22 protein-coding genes and 1 pseudogene are annotated in these 25,394 nt (G+C 61.0%); 16 read left to right on the forward strand and 7 right to left on the reverse strand.

The genetic code is table 11. The features are described 5' to 3' along the window. Nucleotides 1-4 precede the first annotated feature (4 nt). From M1D43_RS19285 to M1D43_RS19295, 3 genes are read left to right on the forward strand one after another with little or no spacing between them, the layout of a single operon-like run. Entirely contained in the window at nt 5-619 is a 615-nt protein-coding gene (locus tag M1D43_RS19285; protein WP_017276091.1) for a DUF995 domain-containing protein, read from the forward strand. Next, nucleotides 616-1,593, forward strand: coding sequence for a glycoside hydrolase family 26 protein (locus tag M1D43_RS19290; RefSeq protein ID WP_010975322.1), 978 nt, complete (start codon nt 616-618; stop codon nt 1,591-1,593). Before M1D43_RS19285 ends, M1D43_RS19290 begins: the two co-directional genes overlap by 4 nt. Then, a complete protein-coding gene (locus M1D43_RS19295) occupies nt 1,593-2,102 on the forward strand; it encodes a DUF995 domain-containing protein (protein WP_014527461.1) in 510 nt (169 codons plus the stop codon). Before M1D43_RS19290 ends, M1D43_RS19295 begins: the two co-directional genes overlap by 1 nt. Nucleotides 2,103-2,290: 188 nt before the next feature. Here the strand turns inward: M1D43_RS19295 and M1D43_RS19300 are convergent, their stop codons facing one another. Together M1D43_RS19300 and M1D43_RS19305 are read right to left on the reverse strand one after the other, a co-directional pair. Then, entirely contained in the window at nt 2,291-2,593 is a 303-nt protein-coding gene (locus M1D43_RS19300; protein ID WP_010975324.1) for a hypothetical protein, read from the reverse strand. A 164-nt stretch (nt 2,594-2,757) separates the two neighbouring features. Beyond that, nucleotides 2,758-3,828: an ROK family protein gene (locus tag M1D43_RS19305; RefSeq protein ID WP_014527460.1), complete on the reverse strand. Its 1,071-nt coding sequence runs from the start codon at nt 3,826-3,828 to the stop codon at nt 2,758-2,760. A gap of 174 nt (nt 3,829-4,002) precedes the next feature. On the opposite strand from M1D43_RS19305, the gene M1D43_RS19310 reads away from it, so the two are divergent. The 3 genes from M1D43_RS19310 (at nt 4,003) to M1D43_RS19320 (ending at nt 7,872) form a co-directional block, all read left to right on the forward strand. Further along, complete coding sequence (locus M1D43_RS19310; RefSeq protein ID WP_088202755.1) at nt 4,003-5,160, forward strand: osmoprotectant NAGGN system M42 family peptidase; 1,158 nt, start codon at nt 4,003-4,005, stop codon at nt 5,158-5,160. 244 nt (nt 5,161-5,404) lie between these two features. Then, nucleotides 5,405-7,231 carry a histidine kinase gene (locus M1D43_RS19315; RefSeq protein ID WP_498814401.1) on the forward strand — a complete coding sequence of 609 codons (1,827 nt, stop codon included), beginning with the start codon at nt 5,405-5,407 and terminating at the stop codon, nt 7,229-7,231. Then, nucleotides 7,192-7,872: a response regulator transcription factor gene (locus M1D43_RS19320; protein WP_040121066.1), complete on the forward strand. Its 681-nt coding sequence runs from the start codon at nt 7,192-7,194 to the stop codon at nt 7,870-7,872. Before M1D43_RS19315 ends, M1D43_RS19320 begins: the two co-directional genes overlap by 40 nt. Before the next feature lie 29 nt (nt 7,873-7,901). Here M1D43_RS19320 and M1D43_RS19325 read toward each other — a convergent pair whose 3' ends face one another. Beyond that, the gene (locus M1D43_RS19325; protein ID WP_026030659.1) at nt 7,902-9,230 is read right to left on the reverse strand and encodes an SGNH/GDSL hydrolase family protein; all 1,329 of its coding nucleotides are present in this window, start codon (nt 9,228-9,230) and stop codon (nt 7,902-7,904) included. 416 nt (nt 9,231-9,646) lie between these two features. Here M1D43_RS19325 and M1D43_RS19330 point away from each other — a divergent pair, with 416 nt between their 5' ends. The 3 genes from M1D43_RS19330 to M1D43_RS19340 are packed head-to-tail and all read left to right on the forward strand — an operon-like array spanning nt 9,647 to nt 12,104. Then, the gene (locus M1D43_RS19330) at nt 9,647-10,078 is read left to right on the forward strand and encodes a hypothetical protein (protein ID WP_017264347.1); all 432 of its coding nucleotides are present in this window, start codon (nt 9,647-9,649) and stop codon (nt 10,076-10,078) included. Nucleotides 10,079-10,108: 30 nt separating this feature from the next. Continuing rightward, nucleotides 10,109-10,258 (forward strand): DUF5989 family protein, encoded by a 150-nt coding sequence (locus M1D43_RS19335; RefSeq protein WP_010975331.1) that lies wholly within the window; start codon nt 10,109-10,111, stop codon nt 10,256-10,258. A gap of 13 nt (nt 10,259-10,271) precedes the next feature. Continuing rightward, nucleotides 10,272-12,104: a carbamoyltransferase family protein gene (locus M1D43_RS19340; RefSeq protein WP_010975332.1), complete on the forward strand. Its 1,833-nt coding sequence runs from the start codon at nt 10,272-10,274 to the stop codon at nt 12,102-12,104. Between the two features lie 314 nt (nt 12,105-12,418). Here M1D43_RS19340 and M1D43_RS19345 read toward each other — a convergent pair whose 3' ends face one another. The 3 genes and pseudogenes from M1D43_RS19345 to M1D43_RS19355 all read right to left on the reverse strand — a co-directional run bounded on the left by M1D43_RS19345 (nt 12,419) and on the right by M1D43_RS19355 (nt 14,176). Further along, nucleotides 12,419-12,916: a hypothetical protein gene (locus tag M1D43_RS19345; protein WP_088202802.1), complete on the reverse strand. Its 498-nt coding sequence runs from the start codon at nt 12,914-12,916 to the stop codon at nt 12,419-12,421. A 556-nt stretch (nt 12,917-13,472) separates the two neighbouring features. Beyond that, a complete protein-coding gene (locus tag M1D43_RS19350; RefSeq protein WP_017276097.1) occupies nt 13,473-13,694 on the reverse strand; it encodes a DUF4287 domain-containing protein in 222 nt (73 codons plus the stop codon). Beyond that, a pseudogene (locus tag M1D43_RS19355) lies at nt 13,681-14,176 on the reverse strand (VOC family protein). The gene M1D43_RS19350 and the pseudogene M1D43_RS19355 overlap by 14 nt, the downstream one beginning before the upstream one ends. A gap of 339 nt (nt 14,177-14,515) precedes the next feature. Between M1D43_RS19355 and M1D43_RS19360 the strand changes: the two are divergent. The 7 genes from M1D43_RS19360 to ngg all read left to right on the forward strand — a co-directional run bounded on the left by M1D43_RS19360 (nt 14,516) and on the right by ngg (nt 24,176). Beyond that, nucleotides 14,516-16,081, forward strand: a complete 1,566-nt coding sequence (locus tag M1D43_RS19360; protein WP_017276099.1) for an ABC transporter substrate-binding protein — start codon at nt 14,516-14,518, stop codon at nt 16,079-16,081. A gap of 77 nt (nt 16,082-16,158) precedes the next feature. Beyond that, nucleotides 16,159-17,106 (forward strand): ABC transporter permease, encoded by a 948-nt coding sequence (locus tag M1D43_RS19365; RefSeq protein WP_088202801.1) that lies wholly within the window; start codon nt 16,159-16,161, stop codon nt 17,104-17,106. Next, nucleotides 17,103-18,905, forward strand: a complete 1,803-nt coding sequence (locus M1D43_RS19370; protein ID WP_127661936.1) for a dipeptide/oligopeptide/nickel ABC transporter permease/ATP-binding protein — start codon at nt 17,103-17,105, stop codon at nt 18,903-18,905. Before M1D43_RS19365 ends, M1D43_RS19370 begins: the two co-directional genes overlap by 4 nt. Beyond that, nucleotides 18,902-19,699 (forward strand): ATP-binding cassette domain-containing protein, encoded by a 798-nt coding sequence (locus M1D43_RS19375; RefSeq protein ID WP_028009627.1) that lies wholly within the window; start codon nt 18,902-18,904, stop codon nt 19,697-19,699. The genes M1D43_RS19370 and M1D43_RS19375 overlap by 4 nt, the downstream gene beginning before the upstream one ends. Before the next feature lie 6 nt (nt 19,700-19,705). Continuing rightward, nucleotides 19,706-20,488, forward strand: a complete 783-nt coding sequence (locus M1D43_RS19380; RefSeq protein ID WP_010975340.1) for a FadR/GntR family transcriptional regulator — start codon at nt 19,706-19,708, stop codon at nt 20,486-20,488. A 123-nt stretch (nt 20,489-20,611) separates the two neighbouring features. Beyond that, on the forward strand, nt 20,612-22,387 hold the full coding sequence (locus M1D43_RS19385) for an N-acetylglutaminylglutamine amidotransferase (RefSeq protein ID WP_088202750.1): 1,776 nt from the start codon (nt 20,612-20,614) through the stop codon (nt 22,385-22,387). Nucleotide 22,388: 1 nt separating this feature from the next. Then, nucleotides 22,389-24,176: an N-acetylglutaminylglutamine synthetase gene (ngg, locus tag M1D43_RS19390; protein ID WP_127539784.1), complete on the forward strand. Its 1,788-nt coding sequence runs from the start codon at nt 22,389-22,391 to the stop codon at nt 24,174-24,176. A gap of 7 nt (nt 24,177-24,183) precedes the next feature. On the opposite strand, the gene M1D43_RS19395 is transcribed toward ngg, so the two are convergent. After that, nucleotides 24,184-25,254, reverse strand: a complete 1,071-nt coding sequence (locus M1D43_RS19395) for a LacI family DNA-binding transcriptional regulator (RefSeq protein WP_015008525.1) — start codon at nt 25,252-25,254, stop codon at nt 24,184-24,186. Nucleotides 25,255-25,394: the final 140 nt, after the last annotated feature.

The following is a 25,394-nucleotide window of genomic DNA, read 5'->3' on the forward strand; positions in this document are numbered from 1 at the left end:
GAACATGAGAGTGAAAGTCCCATTCTTCGGGAGAGAGGGCCGCGGCACCCGACACACGCTGCTCGGCCGGCACTTCGTCCTTGGCATCTTGCCGACCGTCCTTTTCCTCTGGAATTCACCGGCGTCCGCGGAAGTTGCCGTTCCCGAAAACGCCCGCACCATGACGGGCGTGGAGCTCTACATGATCTTCCAGGGCAAGACCTGGACATGGGAGAGCGGCGCCGGCCGGATGGAGAGTGAAGACCGTGCGTTCCGGGCCTGGGCGCAATCGGCAACGGGGGAGAGCTGGGCCGAAGGCCGCTGGAGCGTGAATGACCGCGGCCAACTCTGCCTGATGGCCGTGTGGCACAGCCAGAGTGCTGCCGCTCCCGACAAGACCTGCTTCAGCCACCGCACGCTCGACGGAACCATCTACCAGAAGAGGGAGCCGTCCGGCGACTGGTACGTCTTCAAACATGCCGAGGCGCAGACAGGCGACGAGTTCAACCGGCTGGTCAGGGAGGATCTGGTCGCCGCCAAACTCGCAGCCGTCAAGGAGCGTCTCGAGGGCCAAGTGAAAGAAACAAAGAATAGCGTTCGCCGGAAAGCCGGGATGAACGCGGTTGGAGGTGTTCAATGAACAGGAAATCAAAGGCCATTACCTTCGCATCTCTTGGCCTGTTGCTGTCGGGTACCGTGCTCGCGGCCAATATGCCGCGGGGTATCCCCGAACCGAATTCGCCGACGATGGCGACACCATCGGACAAGCGGCCCGTACTGACGGAGAACTCGGTCGATTTCGGCGCTTACGATCCTCACGGCGACTTCGGCACGCCGGGCAGCTCAAAGATCGAGCATCTCTTCCTGCCGTGGGAAGACGTCGATCTGTCGACGCTGACGCTTGCCGACGACTATGCCCAAGCGCGCGGCCGCTCGCTCATGATCACCATCGAACCCTGGTCATGGTCGCCCGAGTGGCGCGTGACCGAAGGGGAACTCCTGCGTTCAATCCTGAGCGGCGAACGCGACGAGAACATGGCCCGGGTCTGTTCGGCCGCCGCTGCCCTCAAGAGTCCCGTCATCATCCGCTGGGGTCAGGAAATGGACGAAACTGATAACCAGTTTTCCTGGTCGCATTGGCGGGGCGAGGACTTCAAGGCAGCCTATCGCCGCGTGGTGAACGTCTGCCGCAGCCACCTGAAGAACGCGAAGTTCATGTGGTCTCCCAAAGGCAACGAGGGGCTGGAGGCCTTCTATCCAGGTGACGACGTCGTCGATATCGTCGGGCTCTCGGTATTCGGTTACCAGCCTTACGACCAGGGCACGACCGGCCGCGATCAGACATTTGCGGAGCGGCTAGCGCCCGGATACGGCCGGGTGATGAACTACGGCAAGCCGATCATGGTCGCCGAGCTCGGCTACGAGGGCGGTGGTTCATACGTAGCAAGCTGGGCGGCAACGGTCGCCGAGCGCCACGCGGAATTCCCGCAACTGACAGCCGTGGTCTACTTCAACGATCGCGAGATTTATGACTGGCCGCAGGGCTACGGCCGGCCCGATTGGCGGGTCGTCCGCGATACCATTAGCGGGCAAGTGCCCGATGGAGGCATGTGATGAAATCGATATATCGAGGAATACCTTTGGCCATCGCGCTGGCCGCCAGCATAGCCGGTGCTTCGTTCGCCGAAGCCGCCGCTGGGCGTGCCGAGAGGAAGACCACTCCCCTGACGCACGCAGAACTGTACCAACTCTACGGCCAGAAATCCTGGATATGGAAAGAGGGCGCAGGCTATTTCTCGGTGCAGGCGCGCCGGTTCATCGCCTGGTCCAAGGAGAACGGAAAACCGTCCTATGGGGTAGGCCGCTGGTTCATCACCGGTCCTGGGAAACTATGCTTCCGTGCCGAATGGCATGCCAGGGATGGCTCGTCGCCAGCGACGACCTGCTTCAGCCACGCCAAGCGGGGTGGCGTGATCTATCAGAGGCGGGAGCCGGATGGCGCCTGGTACGTCTTCAAGAACGCACGGGTGAGGCCAGATGACGAGTTCGCCAAGCTTCGACGCGGCAATTACGTGGGCGCAAGCCTGAACCGCATCGAGGCGAGACTCGGCCGGGTCGAGTAACCACCGGCCGGGAAGGGGTTGCGCGGTCGGCCGGTGTCAGCAGTGCAAATTGGCTCCGCAGATGAGCCCGGCATCGAACGGCCCGCAACCCCGCCCTTGGTAGGTTTCACTGAAACAGTGAAACGACCTCATTTTTTGAAACTGCGCATTCCGAACGGAAAACGATACGCACCTTTCCGGCACTGCTTCTAACGAAGGAAGCAGCGCGAGGTGCTTCCGAAGCCGCTGGGCGTGCAGATATAGGGAGCCCGCCCGAGATAGGCCGAGCGCACGAGTTTTGGCGTTTTTTGCGTGACCGCTTGCTTGCCCAGCGCGGGCTTCCTTTCAGGCGAGGGGTAGCCGACTTCCCGCGTGATCGAAGCGGTCGTTTCCTGGCTGACCGTCGAGGAGCAGCCCCAGGCAGCGGCGGCGAGCATCACCGCAAGAGTGCTGCGGGCGACAGTTTTGCGGGCTTCGAACAGTCCGAACAATGCTTTCGTCTTTACCTTCACAATTGCAACTCCCCGTTTTTTGGTTGTGAAGGAAGGTTAGCCGAAAGGATTTAATTCACGGTCGAGGAAAAGCCGACAATTCGCCGGGATTGCGCATCAGGCCCTTAACCATTCGGCCTGTCGCGCCTGATTTTGGAGTTGCTGTCGAACCGGCCCAGCAGCCGTCAATTTTCGGCCTTGTTGCTGAAATGCGCGTTGCCGAGGCCAGTCCCGATCGTCAGGATCCCCCAACTCGATGCATTCTGCACGAAGGGTATCTGCGACAGACCTTGCACGACGGCGTCGTTGTGCATGATCACGAAGGTCTCGTGATCGCCGATTTGCGGAATGGCGTCCTTAAGGGCGGCGGGCAGGTTGAAATGTTCGCTTTCCCAGTTGCCGCCCGGCAGGTTCTGGCCGCCGCGAAGGATCGAGCCATCCTCGTTGATCACACCGGGGCAGGCCACGCCGATGACCGGCGCCGGCGCGAGGTCCGCCTTGTCCGCCTTGGCTATAAGCTTCTCGATCATGCCGATGAGCCCCTCGATGGTCGTGCTTCTGTTGGGCTTGTCATCCGCATGTCGCCAGATATCCGATTTCCAGACCTTGGCCTTGGAGAGATCGGTTTCATCCTTCAGGTGCAGCTCGACTATGCCCACGCGGATATTGGTGCCCCCTATATCGATGGCGAGGATTGCCTTGTGTCCCTTCAGCATCCAGGCGGGCATGAGATGCGCGGCACCGATAAGTCCCGCATCATCCGGATGGTGAACGATAGGGGAGAGTTCGATCTTGATGCCTTCAGCCTTCAGTAGCACCATTGCCCGGGCAATGGCCAATTCACCTACTGCGCTTCCCCGGAAGCCTCCGCCGATTACCACGCGTTCCGTATTCTTCCAGTTCTTTTGTTGCAGAAACCGTTCGAGAACGCTGGCGAGTTCGCCGGCGAAATCGTCGACCGCACCGATGATCAGGGCGGCCGCCTCCTTGTCGTCGCCGCGCAGAAGGGCATCGACTTGCTTTTTGGACAGATCCTGGGTCAAAGCCTGCCCCAGCGGATCGTCGCCACCTTTGCGCACGCGTTTGCGCCACGCGTCGAGCTTCTCCTGGAAGGCAAATTTGTTGGCCCTGTCGCCAAGGAAGCCGTCGCCGTCACGCAGCTCCAGATTATAATCGTCAACCGTCACCGACGGCAGATCGCTGGCCCCATGAATGAGCGGGACGCCATTTCGTTTTTCGTTCGCGGATCTGCCCACGCAACCTCCCGAGCGACGCCTCGCTGGACTTGCCGAATAGCTGAGTACCTTACAACGTAGCGGGCGGTGCGATGTTCCCGTCCGCGACTTTCGATACGCGCGTGACGATCTGCGGGAGCCCGTCGCTTCGGCAACATTGTTGACGCGGGCATCCATGCTTGCGACAACGCATTCATGCAGACACCGATCAATATCGACCCGGAATATCTCACCAGCCGACTGAAAGCTCTGCTCGACATTGCGAGCCCGACCGGCTTCACCGATGAGGCGGTGCGCTACACGGCGCGTGAGCTCGAGCGCCTCGGCCTTGAAGTCAAGCTGACCCGCCGGGGTGCGATCCGCGCTCTTCGGCCGGGGGCTGCCGAGCGGCCGGCCCGCGGGATCGTCTCGCACCTGGACACCCTCGGCGCTCAGGTGAAGGCGCTGAAGGAAAACGGCCGCCTCGAACTGGTATCGATCGGGCACTGGTCGGCACGGTTCGCGGAGGGGGCTCGCGCCTCGATCTTTTCCGGCAAGGGCACCTATCGCGGCTCAATTCTCCCTCTGAAAGCTTCCGGTCACACCTTCAACGAGGAGGTCGACACGCAACCGACAGGCTGGCGCCATATCGAGCTGCGCGTCGATGCCCTCGCCCGCGACCGCAACGACCTGGTACAGCTCGGAATAGACGTCGGCGACATCGTCGCCATCGATCCGCAGCCGGAATTCCTCGAGAACGGGTTCATCGTTTCGCGGCATCTCGACGACAAGGCGGGGGTCGCCATCATGCTTGCGGCGCTTGAGGCCATGCAGCGTGAGAAGGTGGACACGCCGGTCGACACCTATTGGCTCTTCACCATCGGCGAGGAAGTAGGTGTAGGCGCGTCAGCGGCAATCGTCCCGGAAATCGCCTCGCTGGTGGCGATAGACAACGGCACGACCGCGCCGGGCCAGAATTCGGACGAGTTCGGCGCGACTCTCGCAATGGCGGACCAGACGGGACCTTTCGACTATCACCTCTCAAAAAAGCTTTACGAGCTTTGCGGCGAGCATGGCATCCGCGTCCAGAAGGACGTCTTCCGCTACTACCGTTCCGATGCTGCTTCCGCGGTCGAGGCGGGGCACGACGTCCGTACGGCCCTTGTCACTTTCGGTGTCGACGCGTCGCACGGCTACGAGCGTATCCACCTCCATGCGCTGATGTCCGTTGCGAAACTCGCGGTGTATCACGCGGCAAGCGAGGTCCAGATCGAGCGCGACGCCGAGGAGGTCTCCGGTCTTCGGGGCTTTACCCGGCAGAAGGTGCGACAGGCCGAGCAGGACCTGAAAGCGGACGAGCCTGACGTATCCTGAGGCGTCTCGCTTTTCTGACTCGCTGCATGCGACGAGACCGGCCCCGATCGTTTACGCTGCCACCTGAAGGGTTGAATGGCGCTGTGGGCCGGAAACGAAGCTGGTTCTTTAGGCTGCGATTCGACATAATCCCCCGTAAGTTTCACGGAATTTGTCGGTTACCTGCCTTCCGCTGCGGATTTCCTCCCCTCGAGGCGATCCGTCGCGCAATACAGAAGACGGTTGATCGTCATCGAAGGAGCGCATGATGAGGGTGCCGCGGGGCTTCTTGCGGCGGGGTTTCAATCTCCGCAAGTGGTACACCACGCTCAAGGGCAGGATGGCCGCCGAGACGGGTTGGGCGGCCGCGCTCTTCGAAGGCGCGCCCGCTATTGCGACCAGCCGGCAAACATGGATGAATACATTTCGCGCCCGCTCGGACAGTGTTATCGCCGTTGCGCGCATTCTTCTGGCGATCGGAAGTCTCTGGATCACCTGGATCGATGCTACCATTCGGCCCGGTCGCTCGGACCTCGTCTTCTGGTTCCTCGTCATCTATCTGCTCTATGCAATCGCGGCGGCCCATTTTGTCTGGAAAGCCCAGGTCCATCGGGTGCGCGGGACCTTCATCAGGCATCTGATCGACGTCTCCAGCTTGGTGATCCTGGCGTTCCTTGCGGACCGCGTATCCGGTCCGGTCTTCATGCTGATACCATTTGTCCAATTGGCAGCGACCCTGCACTGGCTTTGGCGCGGTGCCCTATGGACCGGATCCGTTGGCGTCGCGATCCTGATATACCTTGCGCTCTCTAATACGGTCTGGCCGTTCAGTTCGGACGCCGACGCGGCCGTCGCGCTGTCGTTCATTCTTTTCCTGGTCACGGCAACCATTCTTCTCACGTGGCTGGGTACCCATCAAGAGGCGGTGCGCTCGGAGTTGTTACGTCTGGTCGAGGGGACACCCTCCGCGTCCGACGGGCTCGAATGGCCGGCGGAGGCGGCGTTGGAATATGCGGTGCAGGTGGCGCGTGTTCCTCGTGCACTGCTAATCTGGAGCGATGGTGACGAGCCCTGGACCAATCTGGCCATCTGGGAGAGCGGCGTGTGCGCCGTCAGGCACTTATCGCCGGCCACCTATCTGCCCTGGACACCGGAGGCGTTGGAGCATGCAAGTCTTCTGGTCATCGACGCGAAGCGCTCCCGAGCTCTTGTTCATCGCGGCGGGGGGCGTTTCGACCGATGGCGTGGCGACGGCCTGCCGGTGTCCCCGGCTCTCGTTGCGGAATTCTCTATCGCCTCCGCAATTTCGGTGCAGTTCCAGGCGAGCGATGTCGAGGCGCGTCTTTTCCTCCTCGATCCGCCGGCCCTGACCATCGACGGTGTGGCCTTGGCCGAGATTGTCGCTGACCGATTGAAAACACTCTTCGAGCAAACGATATTGCTGCGCCGCCTTAGCGATGCAGCCGCCTTTGAAGAGCGCGTCAAGATTGGAAGAGATATCCACGATGGTGTCCTGCAAGCACTCGCAGGCACCTCGCTGCAGCTTCAGACATTGCGCTCGTCGAGAGAATATCATGAGATCGACGAGCGCTTAATGGCGATTCAGGCTATGCTTTCTGAAGAGCAGACTGATCTACGTGCTCTCATCCGCAGGCTCGAACCGGGGTCCGGCCGCCACGCCAGCGACTCTCGATTGGCGCTTCGGATGGGGGCCTTGGCCCAGCGTTTGCGGCAGCAATGGTCGATAGAATTTCGCTTTGTGCTATATCCCGAAGATCTTCGCTTGCCGGTGGCGATGATCGACGAACTGATGCATATGATAGCAGAAGCGACCGCCAATGCCGCACGTCATGGCAATGCGCGAACCCTCGAGGCTCGGATCCGACGCGATGACGGAATAGTGACCTTGACCTTGGATGATGACGGTATCGGTTTCGGGTTCGACCGGCGGCTGGAGCATGCGGAACTGGAGACCAGCAAGTGCGGTCCGCGAAGCCTGCGCGAACGCGTGTCAATGTCGGGTGGGAATCTTTCGATAGACAAGGTGGATCAGTGGACACGGATAACGATCAAAATCCCGGCTCACCCGTGAGTGTGCGTATCCTCGTCGTCGACGATCACCGGATAGTCCTCGATGGTTTGCGCCGTTTGCTCGGCGCCGAGTCCGGCTGGGAGGTGGTTGCAACGTGCAGGACAGCTGCAGATGCAATCGAAGCGCTCGCCAGCAAGCCCGTCGACCTCGCGGTCGTTGATCTACGGATGCCTGAAATGGGCGGATCGGATCTTATTCGCCGTCTTCGCAGCGACCAACCGAGACTGGCGTGCGTCATTCTGACGGCGGATATCAGTGATGAAGAACTTGCCGAGGCGATAGAAAACGGGGTGAGTGGCATTGTCCTCAAGGAACAGGCGCCGAGCGCCCTCATCGAGTGCATCCGGGCGGTGCTTGAGGGTCGCACCTATTTCACGGATCGCAGTTTAAATGCCGCTATCGATCGGATCCGTGAGAGCGACACCGAGCGCCGCTCGGTCATGCAGAAGTTGACGCCCCGCGAGCTCGAGATATCCTGCCTGGCCGCCGCAGGTTTGCGCAGCCGGGAAATAGCCGCAAGGCTTGGAATCGCTCCCGGCACGGTCAAGCTCCACCTTCACAGCGTCTACAGCAAGCTCAACATCGCCACCCGCGTGGAGCTTGCCAATATTTCCCAGCGACTGCGTTTCGATACCCGTTGACAGCATTCCGTCGGCGCGTTCCCGGAAGATCAATTGCTTCCGACGATTTGTCCATTCTCGGGCATTGCCGCCAAGCGTGTGAGGATCTCGTTCGCTGCGAATTTGGCGCCGTCGCGACTGAAATGGGCGTCAGGGGCGTACATGAGAATAGGTTGGGGGCGAGTGCGTATGGCCTCTTGGAGATCGATGACCTCGATGCCCTCTGCCGCCGCAGCACCGAGAACCTCCATCCGCAGCGGGTCGAAAGGCCCATCCGAGGAGAAAGGCCCGATGAAACGGTCAATTCTGGGAACGTAGACCAGTGTAAAGGAGCCGCCCCAGCTCTCGGTGAGTGCTTTCGCGCGGTGCAATATACGCCTGAACTCGGGGTTGCTCGGCGTAATCTTCGGATAGACGAGTCCCAGTCTCGTGAGGGTTTGTTGCAGCGCGACAAAATTGCGGAACAAGGCTGTTCTCGTCAGGAGGTCGACACTTGTGACCGGCGCATTCTTACGCTCCGCCAAAATCTCTCGGGCCTGATCCATCGTTTCCTTCGCGGTTGCCTGCAAACCATAGTTCGCGTTGGGCGAAAGCGCGGCGCGAAGCCACGGAACTGTAAGTTCGCGCTCCAGATTCTCCCAATCATTGCCTTCGAAGAAGACCATGACGACGCGACGGGGTCGCAGAGTCTCACCAAAGCGGCCGAGCGTCGCCAGTTCCATCAGCGGACCATTTCCCCTTATGCCGATGCTTGCCGTGCTAAGGCCGCGCCCGCGCAGCCTAGACGCAAGGTCCTCGCCCGGAGGCAGGCAGAAGCCTTCGACGAATGAATCTCCGAGAAGCATCACGTCGAGCCGCTTGTCGTATACATGGTCGGGATTATTGAAACCGAACCTGTCCGCTGTATAGCTGACGACGCCCTTGTTCGAGGTGCAGAGCACCACTTGTGTCGACGGGAAACCCGACAGAAGCGCTTCGGAAAGTTCGTCAGTGCCTGCAAGCCGATTCAGGCCACGGAGCGTGAATCCCGGAACCACCTTTTCGTTGCGCGTGAGCGTCTCAGCCTCGGCTTCGCTGAGTTGGCCGAACATTCCCAGCCGAACGGACACGACCGAGACGGTGTGCATCGCCTCAAAAAGAAACAGAGCCGCCAACAGGCTCGCACCACAGATACCGACGAGCAGTGAAAACTGCGGCTTTGCAAACAGGCCTACGACGATGAAGGCTACTGCTAGCACGCCCGGGATCAGCACGTAACGGAGGAAATGCGGAATTTCAGCTGCGAATAGTTCGTAATGCAGCAGGGCGTAAATGGGACTTAACAACAGGTACAGGCCGGGAATAGCGCATACCAAAAGCCCAAGATGCCGCTTTGTCACGATGGCCTATCCTCTCGCGAAACGTTCAACGAAAAAGCTTTTGTGAGTCCCCTGGCTCAGGTGACCCACTCTTGATGGTCAGGCTGATATGAGTTTCAATCTCTCATGATTGTTTCACAAAAATGCTTTTTCAGATAAAATTAATACGGAAAAACTTGCGCAGCGGTATATACGCCATTTTTCTGCTCGTGTCTCATGGAAATGCTGAATACTTCAAGTTTGAGCGCGATCCGGGGAGCTTCTGCCTCGCACTGGTATCGATGGCCGTCTATATCCAATGGTATATTGACCGGGTCGACCGCCGCTTGTTCTATACACATCTCTTATCTTATTGATTTCAAGGATGGCGCGAACGAAAACCGCGCGCCGATGGTATTTCAAAGAGCGATTAGCACTGGCCGCGCAGGAAGTGCCCAATGAGCAAGTCTCACGAGTCCTTTTCCGAGCACACCGTGGAGGGGCCGTCGAACCGGAGCTTCGGCTATACCGTCGGCGGCATCCTCCTTGGTATCGTGCTCGTGAGGTGGCTGGTCACCGGGTCACTATCGTCCATTTCCGTAGGACTTGCCGCTATCGGCACGGTCCTCGTCCTGCTGGCGCTTGCTTTCCCCAACTCGCTTTCCGTACCGAACCGGCTTTGGATGCGGCTCGGTCTACTTATGTTCAAGGTCGTCAATCCTGTTGTGATGCTGCTGATCTACGGCACGGCCATCGTGCCTATGGGATTGTTCCTGAAGTGGCGCGGCTACGATCCGCTCGCAGCCTCCCTGGACAAGTCTGCCGACACATATTGGACGACGCGGGAACAAAACGAACCGGACCCGGCGACGATGCGCAATCAGTTCTGATCGTTCGGGTTCACGAGTGGAGGAAACGGGATGGAACTGGTACGCGAACTCTGGACCTATATGGGTATCCGCAAGAAGTTCTGGCTGCTGCCGATCTTCATCGTCCTCGGCGTCTTTGGCGCATTGGTCGTGCTGACGCAGGGTACCGCGGTGGCACCGTTCATCTACACCTTGTTCTGAGCCGGCCGGTCCCATGCGTATTCTAGGTATCTCGGCGTTCTACCACGACAGCGCGGCAGCGATGATTGAGGACGGACGCATCGTCGCCGCGGCGCAGGAGGAGCGGTTCACCCGCAAGAAGCACGATGCCGACTTTCCTGCCAATGCAGTGGCCTATTGCCTGTCTGCCGCCGAGTGCGAAATGACGGAGGTCGACCATGTCGTCTTCTACGACAAGCCGATCCTGAAGTTCGAACGGTTGCTGGAGACCTACCTCGCCACAAGTCCGCGCGGCTTCCGCTCCTTCAGGATGGCGATGCCGCTTTGGATCAAGGAAAAGCTTTTTCAAAAGAAGCTGTTGCGCAGGTATCTAGGCAAGCTTGCCGGAGTGAAGGAATGGCCCGGCTCGCTCCTGTTCACGGAGCATCATCTGGCGCACGCGGCCAGTGCCTTCTTTCCGTCGCCCTTTGCGAGCGCCGCGGTGTTGACGATGGACGGAGTCGGAGAATGGTGCACCACGTCGCTGGGGCATGGCCGCGGCAAGGACCTCGACATACTTAAGGAAATTCGCTTCCCACATTCGCTGGGTCTGCTTTATTCCGCATTTACTTACTATACGGGTTTCAAGGTCAACTCCGGCGAATATAAAGTGATGGGCCTGGCACCCTATGGACGCCCGTTATTCGTACAGAAAATACTGGATCACCTGATCGACTTGAAGGAGGACGGTTCGTTCCGCCTCGACCAGCGCTATTTCGACTACTGCGCCGGTCTCACCATGACGTCTCCTGCCTTTCATGAACTGTTTGGCGCAGAACCTCGAAGACCGGAATCGCCCCTGACCCAGCGCGAGATGGATCTCGCCGCTTCGGTGCAGGCGGTCACGGAAGAAGTCGTTCTGAAGCTCGCCCGTTTTGCCCGTCAGGAAACTGGCGAGCGTCACCTTTGTCTCGCCGGTGGCGTTGCGCTGAATTGCGTCGCAAACGGCAAGCTCCTCAAGAAGCGGATTTTCGACGACATCTGGATCCAGCCGGCGGCTGGTGATGCGGGCGGGGCGGTCGGCTCGGCGTTGGCGGCTTGGCACGGCTATCTCGGTAACGGGCGATCCCCAGACGGTCGAGACCGCATGACAGGGGCCTATCTTGGCCCGGCTTTCGACCAACGGGAGGTCGAGAAGCGGCTGACTGCCAGTGGCGCGGTCTACACGGTCTTGAGCGACGACGATCTGATCGCGCGTACCGTTGACGCGATCGTCGATGAGAAGGCGGTCGGATGGATGCAGGGGCGGATGGAATTTGGACCGCGGGCCCTGGGTGGACGGTCGATACTGGGCGATCCGCGTTCGCCGATCATGCAAAAGACGCTCAACCTGAAGGTCAAATATCGGGAGAGCTTCCGCCCCTTCGCCCCTTCCGTCAGACGTGAGGACGTGGCGGAGTGGTTCGATGTCGACGTAGACAGCCCCTATATGCTGCTTGTAGGCGACGTACTCGATCGCCACAGGCTGCCTCTCGGTGCCGGTGAGGCGGCATTGTTCGGCATAGACCGCCTGAACGTTCCGCGATCGGGTATCCCAGCCGTCACGCATGTGGATTATTCCGCCCGGGTGCAGACCGTCCATCGCGACACCAATCCACGCTATTGGGAGCTTTTAAGTGCGTTCAAGCAGCGAACCGGCTGTCCCGTATTGGTCAACACCAGCTTCAACGTTCGCGGCGAGCCGATCGTATGCACCCCGGAGGATGCTTTCCGCTGCTTCATGGGGACCGAGATCGAATGCCTCGTGGTGGGCAATTGTTTCTTGCGGAAAGAAGATCAGTCCTCGAACTTGCGGCAGGACTACAAAGATCGGTTCGAGCTCGACTAGATCACGATGCTTTTAGGTCGGGCTGACCTAAAAGCAAGAACGTGATCGATACCAAGCCGTTAGAGCGGATGCGGGCCGAAAACCGCACACACTTTTCCTCATCCCGCTCCAAGGCCTGTTGAGAGCCGGATACCCGCCGCAGCTTGTTCGATTTCCTCATCGCTGTGCTCGTCACGGGGCTCCAGCCAGACCAAGTCCTTGGGCTGAAAGAAGGCTTTCCGCGCCGCAGACGCGGCGCTGCCCGCATCTTTGTGACAAGCATCGAGATGCGGAAGGGGATCATCGAAGCAATAAAGCAGTTGTGCAGATTTGCGTCAGATGGAGCTGTCGGACGTTTGCAACTGAATCCAGGCCCTTGCCTCAGTGGCACGCCAGCCGAGGCGGTTTCCGGTGGGAACAGGCGTGGCAACCTGTGGCTTTGCGACGTCTGGCGTGCGTGCGTCTCTTTCAAATAGGGTCCGGCTTTCCAGGCTTCGAATTGCCCTGTCGACGGGCGCAATGAGCTTGGGAGCTATCCCACAACGAATTGTCAGACGACGGAACAATCTGGTAGCGGCGTAAATCTCCTGGGCGAAAAGCACAGCCTCGCGAACGCGCGTCTTGTCCCCGACGTCGACATAAAGCACGCCGGGGATCGTCATCGGCAGCGTCACAACGATCGGGTCCAGCACCAAATCGACGGCCTGAGGAGTAACACCGTTGAGAATGAAAACCACGAGGCCGGACTGGCTTGCCCAATAGCCGGTCAAGATCAGTTCAGCAGGCAGATAGCCGGCGGACTGGACAATCTCGATAACGCGTCGCGCTTGCATGTTGTGCCCACGTCTATGAAAGAGGGCCGAGGCCAATATCAATAATAGCAAGGCGCCCGGGTGGCGCGTGATCGCTTCAAAATTTGATGAATGCCTGATGTCTGCTTCAAGTACGGCACAGAGACTATCGTCATCATACCGCTTGCGCCATATGCCCTTGGATATATATCCCGGCCCAGTGTCTGCGGCCTGGACTATTCCTTCGCCGATTGCAGCGTGCGCGGGATGTTTGCAGCGGCTGTCGAAGGAATGTGCGGACAGCGCGTCCGGACCATGCCCGATCCGTGTCGCTTTCGACGTTTAGGCAGGCGCGGCAAAGATCGACACCGACGAGGGATTCAAAGGTCACGTGGCTGCGAGTCCTACCGGGTAGCGCGGCAATCGGCAGCTGCTGCTGTCGATTGCCAGATTATTTTGCCTCTGTGGCATAGTTTATCGCAAAATCAACAGTTCCAATTTTCCGTGGGACAATAGTCTCGCCCATTTTGCAACGATCTTTGCTCCGACCGCAAAGGGGCGGAAACAAGCGAGATGTTTCGCCTCGCACCGTACTCCGTTAGGCGGCTGCCTGCTTGTCTTCCGCGAGAGTGTGCGCCACGAGCGCATTTGCATGGCCGTGGCCCATTCCATGCTCGCTCTTCAGCATACCGACGAGTTCCATGTGCTTTGCTGGATAGTGCTTTCGCACGAGCGCTTGCCAATCACCGATCGGACGGCCGTATTTCTTCTCGATCGATGGAAAATAGGAAGCAGGTCCTTTGATCTTATCGGTGGTCATTGCGTGTCACCCCTTTTCGTGCCGCATCGATCGCAGCTACGTCGATTTTCCTCATCGACATCATCGCGTCGAATGCGCGTTTTGCTTGTTCGCCACCTGCTGAAAGCGCGTCCATTAGAGTGCGAGGTGTGATCTGCCACGATACGCCCCACTTATCCTTGCACCAGCCGCATTCGCTTTCCTGACCGCCATTGCCGACGATGGCGTTCCAATAGCGATCTGTTTCTTCCTGATCCTCGGTGCTGATCTGGAATGAGAAAGCTTCGCTGTGCTTGAATGTGGGGCCGCCGTTCAATCCGATGCACGCGACACCTGCCACCGTGAACTCCACCGACCAGCACGTCTCCCTCCTCTCCGTCGGGGTATTTGCCGGGCGCGCGAATGACGGCTCCGATCTTGCTGTCTGGGAAGGTGTCCGCATAGAAGCGGGCGGCTTCCTCAGCGTCCTTGTCGTACCATAGACAAATGGTGTTCTTAGACATCGCGTCGTCCTCCTGGTCGTTGTCCTTCAGATCGAGAGCCCGACCTGATGATACGATGACGCACCAGCCGCAACCGATCCGACATCGTCATCATCAAAAATCGGTGCTCTCTTTCGATCCATCTCGTTTTGGGGACCGAACGCCTCGGGCCGAGGCAACGTCGATCGCCTTTGCGCCATTGAGAGGGTCACCATGGGCGGGGCTTCGTCGAGGGGCATCCTCTCTATGTCGCGCTCGATGGAGGGTCTGTAATTCAATCATGATAAATCATTGCAAGGCGAATATTTATCGTTATAAATAGCCCTCGCGAACTGAAGCCAAATCGAAAGGATCTTCCCCATGAAGAGGCTGTTTCGGAGCGCCATCGCCTTGGCCGCTCTTGCTTTTGCAGGTGCCGCCGCCGCGCCGGCCGCAGCGCAGACTCCGCCCGACGTTCTCGTCATTGGCCAGATTGCCGAGCCGCAGTCTCTGGACCCGCATACGGTGACCGCAACCAATGACTTCCGCATTCTGGTCAACGTCTATGATGGCCTGGTCCGTTTCAAGGACGGTACATTGGAGGTCGAGCCGGCGCTTGCGGAAAGCTGGAAAATCTCGGACGACGGCAAGACTTATACGTTCACGCTAAGGCAGGGGGTGAAGTTCCACGACGGTTCGAATTTCGATGCCGAGGCGGTGAAGTTCAACTTCGACCGCATGCTGAAGAAAGACCATCCGTTCTACGACACCGGGCCATTCCCGCTTTCCTTCAACTTCGCCTCCGTCGAAGCGGTTAACGTGCTGGATGAGCATACGGTCGAGTTCAAGCTCAGCGAAGCCTTTGCGCCGTTCCTTTCAAATCTCGCCTATCCCACGGGTCTGATCGTTTCGCCGGTCGCCGTGGAAAAACATGGCAAGGAATATGGCCGCAGCCCGTCGGGGACCGGCCCGTTCAAATTCGTCGAGTGGCTGTCGAACCAGCGTGTCGTCGTGGAGCGCAATCCGGACTACTGGGATAGCGCCGCGAAGCTTCAGGCCGTCGTCTTCCGCCCCATCACGGACGCCAACACCCGCGTCGCCGAGATGATGGCTGGCGGTATCGACGTGATGGTCGAGGTGCCGCCGGACAATCTCGCGACCTTTGAGCAGGATGCCAATTTTGCCGTGGCCGAGCAGGCGGGGCCACATGTCTGGTTCACCATCCTGAACACCAAGCAGGGGCCTTTTGCGGATAAGCGCGTGCGCCAGGCGGCCAATTATGCGGTGAACAAGCAAACGCTGGTCGACGACGTGCTGCGGGGAACGGCGACGGTCGCGGCCGGCCCGATACCGCCCGCCTTCAACTGGGTGGAAAGCTCGGTGGAGCCCTATGCCCATGATCCCGAAAAGGCCAAGGCACTGCTCGCGGAAGCCGGCGTCGAAAATCCGCAGGTGACGTTCTACGTCACCGAAGGCGGCTCGGGCATGCTCGATCCGATCACCATGGGTGCGGCGATCCAGGCGGATCTCCAGGCTGTCGGCTTCAAGGTCAAGATCGAAACCTACGAGTGGAACACCTTCCTTGGCCGCGTAAATCCGGGCCTCGAGGGCAAGGCGGACATGGCCGAGATGGCCTGGATGACAAACGATCCGGATACCGTCCCCTATCTGACGTTGCGCACCGATGCCATGCCCGACAAGGGAGGCTTCAACTCCGGCTACTATTCCAATCCGCAGCTGGACGAGCTTCTGGAAAAGGCGCGCAGGTCCACCGACCAGGCCGAACGCGGCAAGCTCTATGGCGAGGTCCAGTCGATCGTGCATGACGACGCGCCGTGGCTCTTCGTCGCCAACTGGAAGCAGAATGCGGTGACGACCGCCGCCGTCAAGGGTTTCAAGCTGCAGCCCTCCTTCCTCCTCGATCTCCATGGCGTGACGAAAGAGTAGCTCGCGCACCGGAAATCGCCGCCGGCATGTTCGTTCTGCCGGTGGCGACCAACACGGACCTCCCCGGAGGGTTATCCATGCAGGCCTATATCCTGAAGCGGCTTGTTGCCGTGGTGCCCGTCCTGTTCGGGCTTTCCATCATCGTCTTTCTCGTCATGGGTCTCATTCCTGGCGACACGGCGACGGCCATTCTCGGCTCCTATGCGACGCCGGAAAACGTCGAGCGCATCAATCGTGACCTCGGGCTCGACAAGCCGCTGGTGCAGCAGTACGCGATCTGGATCGGCAACGTGCTGCAGGGCGATTTCGGCCGGTCCTTCGCGCTGAACCGGCCCGTGCTCGACGAGGTGCTGGAACGGTTTCAGGCAACGCTGGTGCTGGCCGGCGTATCGCTGGTCCTGTGCTCGGTGATCGGGCTTCTCGCAGGTGTGGTCTCCGCCGTGCGCCAGTTCGGCTGGGCCGACCGCGTCATCACCTTCTTCGTGCTGGCCGGCATCTCCACGCCTTCGTTCTGGCTCGGGCTCCTGCTCATCTACCTCTTCGCCGTTCATTGGCGCATCCTGCCGGCCTCCGGCATGTACGCCGTCTACGGCGGCGGTGACCTCAAGGATCTTCTGCTCCATCTGATCCTGCCGGCCGCCACGCTCGCCGTCGTTGCCGCCGGCGTCATAGCGAGGCTGACGCGCGGAGCGATGCTGGAGGTCCTGAGGCAGGACTATGTGCGCACGGCCCGCGCCAAGGGGCTGCCCGAGCGGCGTGTGATCTACGCCCATGCCTTCCGCGCGGCGCTGGTCAGCGTCGTTCCCGCAATAGGCATCCAGGCGGGCTTCGTGCTCGGCGGCGCCGTCTATGTCGAGACGGTGTTCCAGTGGCCCGGCATCGGCGCGATGCTCGTGAAGGCGATTTCTACGCGCGATATCCTGCTGGTACAGGGCGGCGTGCTCGTCGTGGCGGCGAGCTACGTGCTGTTCAACCTTCTCGCCGACGTCGTGCAGTCGATGCTCGATCCGAGGATTCGCACATGAGCGCGCTCGCAGCATCGCCGGCTCCGCGGAGGGGATCGGGACGGATCACGTCCTGGCACCTGCTGCTCAACAACCGGCTCGCCACGGGGGGGCTCGTGCTGCTCGGACTGATCCTGTTGCTGATTGTTCTGGTCCCGATCCTGCCGCTGCCCGATCCGGATGCCACGGCACCCGTCGACCGGTTGCAGCCGGTGCTGACCGCCGGACATCTTCTCGGCACGGATCAGCTCGGGCGGGACATACTGAGCCGCCTGCTTTGGGGCACGCGGGTCTCGATCGCGGTCGGTTTCGCCGCGACCCTCATTGCGGCCGGGATCGGATCGGCGATCGGCATCATCGCCGGTTACGCCGGCGGGCGCACCGATAACGCCATGATGCGCGGCATCGACATGCTGATGGCCTTTCCCTACATCCTGCTGGCGCTCGCGATCGTCGCCGCCCTCGGGCCCGGACTGATGAATGCTCTCTATGCGATCGCCCTCGTAAATATTCCGTTCTTCGCCCGGAATGTGCGCGGCGTGACGCTCGGCTACGCCCATAGCGAATTCGTCGACGCGGCGCGGCTCTCCGGTAAGGGACATCTGTCTGTTATTCTCACCGAAGTTCTGCCGAACGTGATGCCGGTCATCGTCATCACCATGTCGACGACGGCAGGCTGGATGATCCTCGAGACGGCCGGGCTCAGCTTCCTCGGCCTCGGCGCGCAGCCGCCCCAGGCCGACCTCGGCTCCATGCTGGGCGAGGGGCGAGCGCAGCTATTCACGGCCCCGCATGTCTCGGTCGTGCCGGGCGCGATGATCTTCCTGATCGTCATCAGCCTGAACGTTCTCGGCGACGGAATCCGCGACGTGCTGGACCCGCGGCTTCGCTCGGGCGCTCTCGCGCGGCCGGGGCCGGTCACCGAAGTCGCCCCCGACCGCACCGCGCCGGCAAACACGGCTGAAGGTGCTTGCCTGGCGATCGAGAAGCTGGAAACGGGTTTTCGGCAGGGAAAGGAGATAATCCCTGCGGTTCGAGACGTCTCGCTGCATGTAAAACCGGGCGAATGCCTCGGGCTCATCGGCGAGAGCGGCTCGGGCAAGAGCGTCACCGCCCTGTCCGTCATGGGCCTCGTCGCCTCGCCGCCGGGTGTGATCCGCAACGGTGCGGTTTATCTCGGAAACGACGATGTACTTTCCATGCCTGAAACCAGGCTGATCGCGAAACGCGGCAGCCGCCTCGCCTATGTGTTCCAGGACCCGCTCACGACGCTGCATCCAATGTATCCCGTCGGGCGGCAGGTGGAGGAGGCGATCGCAGCGCATCAGCAGGTCAGGGCGGCCGAACGGCGGGAAAAAGCCGTCGCGCTTCTGGAAAAGGTGGATATCCCGGACGCCCGCGAGCGGTCGGTGCATTATCCCCACCAGCTTTCCGGCGGTCAGCGCCAGCGTGTCGGCATCGCGATGGCGCTCGCCAACGATCCGGAGATCATCATTGCGGACGAGCCGACGACCGCGCTGGACGTGACCGTTCAGGCCCGCATCCTGGAGCTCCTGCGCGATCTTCAGCGCGAGCAGGGCATGGCGCTGCTCTTCATCACCCACGACTTCGGCATCGTTTCGGAATTCTGCGACCGCGTGGCCGTGATGAAGGATGGCGAGATCGTCGAAACCGGTAAAACCCGGGAGGTACTCGCCAATCCGCAGCATCCCTATACGAAGCGGCTGATCGCCTGCGTGCCCGAGCTCGGAACGGGCGAGCGCTTCCTGGATCGTGTTGCCGGGCTTTTTGCCGGCGGCAAGGCGGAGGTGGCGCAATGACGGGTGCTGCCATTCAGGTTCGGGACCTTTGCAAGACCTTCGGCGGAGGCCGCAGCTTTTTCGGTAAGGCGAAGCATGAGATAAGGGCCGTGAAAGCGGTGTCGCTGGATGTCGCGCGGGGCGAGACCCTCGCTGTCGTCGGCGAAAGCGGGTCCGGCAAGAGCACGCTTGCGCGCATTCTCGTCGGCCTCGAGGAGCCGACATCCGGCAGCATGCTGATCGCAGGCAGAGATGCGGCGGCACTGCGGCGATCCGGCCCGAGGGCCTTCGGCAAAACGATCCAATATGTCTTCCAGGATCCGGTCGCTTCGCTGAACCCGCGCAAGACGATCCAGGAAATCCTGGAGACGCCGCTGAAGCTTTTGTGCGGCTACGAAGCCCCGCGTCGTCGCGCCCGGATGCAGGAGCTGCTGCACGCGGTGCAGATGCCGGAGGATACGCTCTTGCGCTACCCGCACGAGTTTTCCGGCGGGCAGGCGCAGCGGATCGCGATCGCCCGGGCGCTCGCGACGGAGGCCGAGATCATCGTGCTCGACGAGCCGGTGAGCGCGCTCGACGTGTCCATCCAGGCGCAGGTCCTGCTTCTGCTGCGCGATCTGAAGCAGCGCTTCGGCCTCTCCTATCTTTTCATCAGCCACGATCTGGCGGTGGTCGAGGCGATCTCGGATCGGGTGGCGGTGATGTATTTCGGCGAGGTGGTCGAGACTGCACCGGCCGCCCGCCTTTTTACCGACCCTGAGCACGCCTATACACGACAGCTTGTCGCAAGCGCCCCCCGCATCAGGAAAGAGTGACGGTTCATGCCAGTGGTCATCGAAAAGAAAAAGGAAACCGGTCGAGATGGCCAGCGTCTCTTCGTCCCGGCCGAGCGTACGAAACGCAGACCTGAGGCGATCGCCGATCGCATCAAGGATTACATCCGCTCGGAAGGATTGGGGCCGGGCGACCGTCTTCCGCAGGAGCGCGACCTGATCGACACGTTCAAGGCGGCCAAGGGGACCGTACGCGAGGCGATGAAAGCGCTGGAGACGCAGGGCCTCGTCTTCACACGCAGCGGCCCGGGAGGCGGCGCCTTCGTCGCCAAGCCCTCGGCGCGGCACGCCATGGAGCTTCTGTCGACCCACTTCTTCTTCGATCAGCCGAGCATTTCCGACATATACGCCATGCGCAAGGTGCTGGAGCCGGAGGTAGCGGCGCTCCTGGCCGGCAGGGTGACGCGGGAGGAGCTCATCGCCCTCGAAAACACGATCCGCATCTACGATCATCCCCCCGCCGATCTGGACGAGCAGTATCGCCAGCGCGTCGCCGAGCTCGACTTTCATTCGATGCTGGCGCAACTCTGCCCGAATCCGCTTCTCGGCTTCGTGTGCGGGCTCATGCACAATCTGCTGCGCGAACTCCCGGCCGCACGAGCGATCTATGCCGACCCGACGTCGCTTTCGCGAGAAACGGGCTTGTCGTTCCAGTACCGGCTCATGGCCGCGCTCAAGGACGGGCGGTCGGAGGATGCGCGCGTGATCGCCGCCGAGCATATGGCTTTCGCCGAAAGCTACATGCTCGAACGTGCAGCCGCGACCAAGTGACGCCCATGGCGGAACTGTCGGCCCGGTGGGGCATTGGGTTTTCATAGCGGCGTCAGGGCCGCGGATCGATCCGCGGCCCTGACGGCGCGTCTCGTACCAACAATGGAGGTTTCGACCCGGTTCATGTGTGGAATTTGTGGAGAAGTCAGGTTCGATGGCGGTTCGCCGTCGGTTACGGCAGTCTCGATCATGGCGGACGTCCTTGCCCCTCGCGGGCCGGATGCGTCAGGCGTGGTGGTGCGCGGGAATGTCGGACTGGGGCACCGGCGATTGCGTATTCTCGACCTGTCCGACAAGTCGCAGCAGCCGATGGTCGATTCTGACCTCGGCCTGTCGCTCGTCTTCAACGGCTGCATCTACAATTTTCGCGAACTGAGGTCGGAGCTTGAGGAGAAGGGTTACAGATTCTTCTCGTCCGGGGATACCGAGGTCATCCTGAAGGCGTGGCATGCCTGGGGCGAGGAATGCGTCTCGCGCTTCCATGGCATGTTCGCCTTCGTCATTCACGAACGTGACAGCGGACGTGTCGTCATGGCGCGCGACCGCTTCGGCATCAAGCCGCTTTATATCGCCGAAGTCCAAGGCGCCTTGCGCTTCGCTTCCGCCTTGCCCGCGCTCGTCAAGGCGGGTGGAGTCGACACCTCGATCGACGTGGCTGCCCTTCACAACTACATGACCTTTCACGCGGTCGTGCCGCCGCCGCGCACGATTCTGAACGGCGTGCGCAAGCTGCCGCCTGCGACCCTTCGCGTTTATGAACGAGACGGCAGCTTCAAGGACCGGCGCTACTGGGATCCGCCCTATCGCCGCCAGGCAGGTGACGCAGCCATAAGGCGTGAGGAATGGCAGGAGCAGCTTTTGGACGCGCTGCGGATTGCCGTGAAGCGTCGCATGATCGCCGACGTGCCGGTCGGCGTGCTTCTTTCCGGCGGCGTCGATTCTAGCCTGATCGTCGGGCTGCTTACGGAAGCGGGCCAGCGCGGTCTCATGAGCTTTTCCGTCGGCTTCGAGGAGGCGAACGGCGAAAAGGGTGACGAATTCGTCTATTCGGACCTGATCGCCGGTCACTTCGGTACGGATCATCGCAAGATATTCGTCCCCTCCGCCGATCTGATGGGGGCCTTGCCCGGGACCATCGCCGCAATGTCCGAGCCGATGGTCTCCTATGACAATGTCGGCTTCTATCTGCTCTCGAAGGAGGTTTCGAAGCACGTCAAGGTCGTACAGTCTGGACAGGGTGCGGACGAGGTCTTCGGCGGTTACCACTGGTACCCGCCGCTGATGAACTCCAACGACGTCGTTGCGGATTACGGCAAGGCCTTCCGCGACCGCTCCCACGCGGTTTTGACCACCCAGTTGTCGGATGCCTGGATTGCCGACGACGACGTGAGTGGCGACTTGCTGAACGAGCATCTCCTGCGCAAGGGCGCCGATACGCCTGTCGATCAGGCGCTCCGCCTCGACAGCAACGTCATGCTCGTCGACGATCCCGTGAAGCGCGTCGACAATATGACCATGGCCTGGGGCCTGGAAGCGCGTGTGCCTTTCCTCGACCACGAGTTGGTGGAACTTGCCGCGCGCATGCCCCCGGAGGAAAAGCTGCGCGACGGCGGCAAGGGCATTCTGAAGGACGTGGCGCGCCGGGTCATTCCGAGCGAGGTCATCGACCGCAAGAAGGGCTATTTCCCGGTGCCGCAGCTCAAATATATCGCCGGTCCGTATCTCGATCTGATCCGCGATACCTTGCGCTCGCAGAAGGCGCGCGAGCGGGGCCTCTTCCAAGATGCTTATCTTGACCGCCTGTTCCAGGAGCCGTCGGATCACATCACGCCGCTGCGCGGCTCCGAACTGTGGCAGGTCGGACTGCTTGAAATGTGGCTTGAAGCGCAGGGGGTATAGCATGAAGAAGTCGCGCGAGATCGCATTGCCGCGTCAACGCGGCAAGGGCACCAAGGCGGTCACGCACCGGCTGAACCGGTTGCGGACGCATACTCAGCCGGGGCGCGATGCCGAGGGGTCGAGAACCGCCGGAGGGGCGAAGCGGGACGTCGTGCTCGACTGCGGTTGGGGCAGGCTCCTGTTCGCCCAAACGTTTTCCGACGACGAGAAACTCTTGTCCGAATTGCGCGAGGAAGCCCCCTCGAGCCGGGACATTGCCTTCTACGTACGGGACCCGCATGTGCTTCTGTCACGGGCGCCACAGGAGATTTTCCTCGACCCGTCCCACACCTACCGGCTCGACCTGTGGACCTACCGTGCAAACACCCGCCGCACGCGAGGCATCACGATCCGCAGGCTCGCTTCGGAAGCTGATGGAGACGGCGTCAACCGGGTCTATGCCGCTTGCGGCATGGTCCAGATCCGATCCGATTTCTTCTCGTCCGAGCGGGACGACCGGTCGCTGACCTATTTCGTGGCGCAGGACGACGCCACGGGCGAGATCGTCGGCACGGTCACCGGCATCGACCACCAGAGACTGTTTGACGATCCGGACCGCGGCGCTTCGCTGTGGTGTCTCGCGGTGCATCCGCAGGCGCGCCAGCCGGGCATCGGCGAACATCTGGTCCGCAAGCTTGCCGAGCATTTCCAGGCACGCGGCCTTTCCTATGTCGACCTGTCGGTGATGCACGACAATACGTTGGCGATCGGGCTCTATGAGAAGCTGAATTTCCGGCGCATGCCGCTTTTCGCCATCAAGCGGAAGAATGCGATCAATGAGAAGTTTTTCGCGATGCCGCATCAATCCTACGATGCGCTCAATCCCTATGCGCGGCTGATCGTGGATGAGGCGACGCGCCGCGGGATCCATGTCGAAATCACCGATGCGGAAGGCGGGTTTTTCCGCCTGTCCCATGGCGGCCGCTCGATTCATTGCCGCGAGAGCCTATCGGAACTGACTTCCGGCGTCGCGATGTCGATCTGCGACGACAAGGCGATCACGCGCCGTATGGTCTCCGCGGCAGGGCTCGTCGTCCCGGACCAGGTGGAAGTGGGGGAGGACCGGGAGGCCGTTCGCGCCTTTCTCGAAGAACACGGCAAGCTGGTGGTCAAGCCGGCGCGCGGCGAGCAGGGCCGGGGCATCTCGGTCGGCATCACGACGATGGAAGCGCTGGAGGAGGCAATTGCCGCGGCCCGTCAGGTCTGTGACCGGGTACTGCTGGAAGCCTGTTTCGAGGGAGAAGACCTCCGTCTCGTGATCATCGATTATACGCTTGTTGCCGCCGCGGTTCGCTTGCCGCCGCGCGTCGTCGGCGACGGCCGCAGCAGAATCGCTTCCCTAATCGAAAAACAGTCGCGCCGCCGCGAGGCCGCTACGGGCGGCGAAAGCCGGATTCCGCTGGACGCGGAAACCGATCGCTGCCTAGCGGAGCAGGGTCTCGATCTCGAAACGATACTGGACGAGGGGCGGGAGATTACCGTTCGCAAGGCCGCCAATCTCCATGCGGGCGGGTCCATCCATGACGTGACGGAAATCGTGCATCCCGATCTCGTCGACGCCGCCTGCCGCGCGGCGCGGGCAATCAACATCCCGGTGGTCGGTATCGATCTGATGGTTCGCGATCCGGCGGAGCCGGATTACGTCTTTATCGAAGCCAATGAGCGTCCCGGCCTTGCAAATCACGAGCCGCAGCCGACGGCGGCAAGCTTCATCGAGCTGCTGTTCCCCGGCAGTCGCACAGCGCTGTAGGGACTCGTTATTCCTGCGGCATCTCGCTGTCCATCAGCGCATCGAGCGGGCCGGTCAGCGCCGTCCTCGGCGGCACGAGCTGCGGCTCGATCATGTGTATTTGCAAGGATGCTCTCGGTTCTTCGATCACTTCGAAGGCCTTGGCGATCATTCCCTCGATATTCTGCCGGATCATGATGACGGGGAAGGGGAGGAAGGAGGCGAACGGGTCGTAATCGTAGCAGCCGACGACGAGATCCGTGAAATTTTCGAGCGGATGCTCGGCCATGAAACGCAGCAATCCCTCGAAATTGATCGATGAGTTGACGAAGAAGCCGCGCGGCAGTTTTCCATGCTGTTCGTAGAAGGCTTCGAAGGCCTTTCGCGCGTTGTCGGCGGCATAGCCGGTCGGCCATATGCACTCGTCCGGATCGCTTCCCAGCAGCTCCTGCTTCACCGCCCGAAATCCGCGGATGCGCTCGCGCGTGGCGTGATCATCGCGCCCGCCGAACAGGTAGAGATCGTCGGGCTCGAGCGGCCGCTCGGCGGGGAAGTGGCGGATGATCGCCTCGGTCAGGAGGCGGCCGCCTTCGAAATTGTCGCTGATGACCGACGGCACTTTCGTACCGGGGAGATCGATGTTGATATGCCTTAGGCCGGCCGCTTCGCAGACCTCGTGCACGCCATCGGGATCCGTCGCGCCGCAGATAAACAATTCGTCGATGGAATAGGAGATCAGCGTTTCGGCCGTCCTGCGCTCCTCCTCCGGGTCCCGGCTCGCACTGACAACGATCGGACATTGGCCCTTGCTACGCACATGCGCCTCGAAGGTCTGGGCAAGCGAAGAAAAGTAGCGGTTGTCGTGTACGGGCAGGAGCAGACCGACGAGGCCGGAACGGGAACTGCGTAGGCCCCGCGCTTGCCGGTTTGCAGTGTACTGGTGGGTTTCGGCGAGGCTTCGGATGAGCTCCGCGGTGCTTTCCTTGATCCGTCGCTTGCGCCACGTGCCGTTTAGCACCGCACTGACGGTAGAGGGCGAACTTCCCGACAGCACCGAGAGATCATAGATCGTCGCTTTTTTCCTGCCGCCGTTCGTCATCTGACCTCCTCCAAACCCCGGAAAACCGATGCGCACGTTTCCTGGAATTGCTCTAGTGCCGATTTCGGCTTGACGAAAGATTAAGTCTGAATGATAGTCATTGCACCATCGATTGTGCAAAAAAGAAATATCGATTGTGC

It is taken from the genome of Ensifer sp. R1-3, from assembly GCF_056739175.1.

Bases quoted from the DNA above. Each gene is read 5' to 3' on its own strand.
- M1D43_RS19290 (WP_010975322.1), top strand. From the start codon at position 616: ATGAACAGGAAATCAAAGGCCATTACCTTCGCATCTCTTGGCCTGTTG.
- M1D43_RS19295 (WP_014527461.1), top strand. From the start codon at position 1,593: ATGAAATCGATATATCGAGGAATACCTTTGGCCATCGCGCTGGCCGCC.
- M1D43_RS19335 (WP_010975331.1), top strand. From the start codon at position 10,109: ATGGAACTGGTACGCGAACTCTGGACCTATATGGGTATCCGCAAGAAG.
- M1D43_RS19315 (WP_498814401.1), top strand. From the start codon at position 5,405: ATGATGAGGGTGCCGCGGGGCTTCTTGCGGCGGGGTTTCAATCTCCGC.
- M1D43_RS19365 (WP_088202801.1), top strand. From the start codon at position 16,159: ATGCAGGCCTATATCCTGAAGCGGCTTGTTGCCGTGGTGCCCGTCCTG.
- M1D43_RS19285 (WP_017276091.1), top strand. From the start codon at position 5: ATGAGAGTGAAAGTCCCATTCTTCGGGAGAGAGGGCCGCGGCACCCGA.
- M1D43_RS19330 (WP_017264347.1), top strand. From the start codon at position 9,647: ATGAGCAAGTCTCACGAGTCCTTTTCCGAGCACACCGTGGAGGGGCCG.
- M1D43_RS19310 (WP_088202755.1), top strand. From the start codon at position 4,003: ATGCAGACACCGATCAATATCGACCCGGAATATCTCACCAGCCGACTG.
- M1D43_RS19340 (WP_010975332.1), top strand. From the start codon at position 10,272: ATGCGTATTCTAGGTATCTCGGCGTTCTACCACGACAGCGCGGCAGCG.
- M1D43_RS19395 (WP_015008525.1), bottom strand. From the start codon at position 25,254: ATGACGAACGGCGGCAGGAAAAAAGCGACGATCTATGATCTCTCGGTG.
- M1D43_RS19350 (WP_017276097.1), bottom strand. From the start codon at position 13,694: ATGACCACCGATAAGATCAAAGGACCTGCTTCCTATTTTCCATCGATC.
- ngg (WP_127539784.1), top strand. From the start codon at position 22,389: ATGAAGAAGTCGCGCGAGATCGCATTGCCGCGTCAACGCGGCAAGGGC.
- M1D43_RS19370 (WP_127661936.1), top strand. From the start codon at position 17,103: ATGAGCGCGCTCGCAGCATCGCCGGCTCCGCGGAGGGGATCGGGACGG.
- M1D43_RS19385 (WP_088202750.1), top strand. From the start codon at position 20,612: ATGTGTGGAATTTGTGGAGAAGTCAGGTTCGATGGCGGTTCGCCGTCG.
- M1D43_RS19375 (WP_028009627.1), top strand. From the start codon at position 18,902: ATGACGGGTGCTGCCATTCAGGTTCGGGACCTTTGCAAGACCTTCGGC.
- M1D43_RS19380 (WP_010975340.1), top strand. From the start codon at position 19,706: ATGCCAGTGGTCATCGAAAAGAAAAAGGAAACCGGTCGAGATGGCCAG.
- M1D43_RS19360 (WP_017276099.1), top strand. From the start codon at position 14,516: ATGAAGAGGCTGTTTCGGAGCGCCATCGCCTTGGCCGCTCTTGCTTTT.
- M1D43_RS19345 (WP_088202802.1), bottom strand. From the start codon at position 12,916: ATGCAAGCGCGACGCGTTATCGAGATTGTCCAGTCCGCCGGCTATCTG.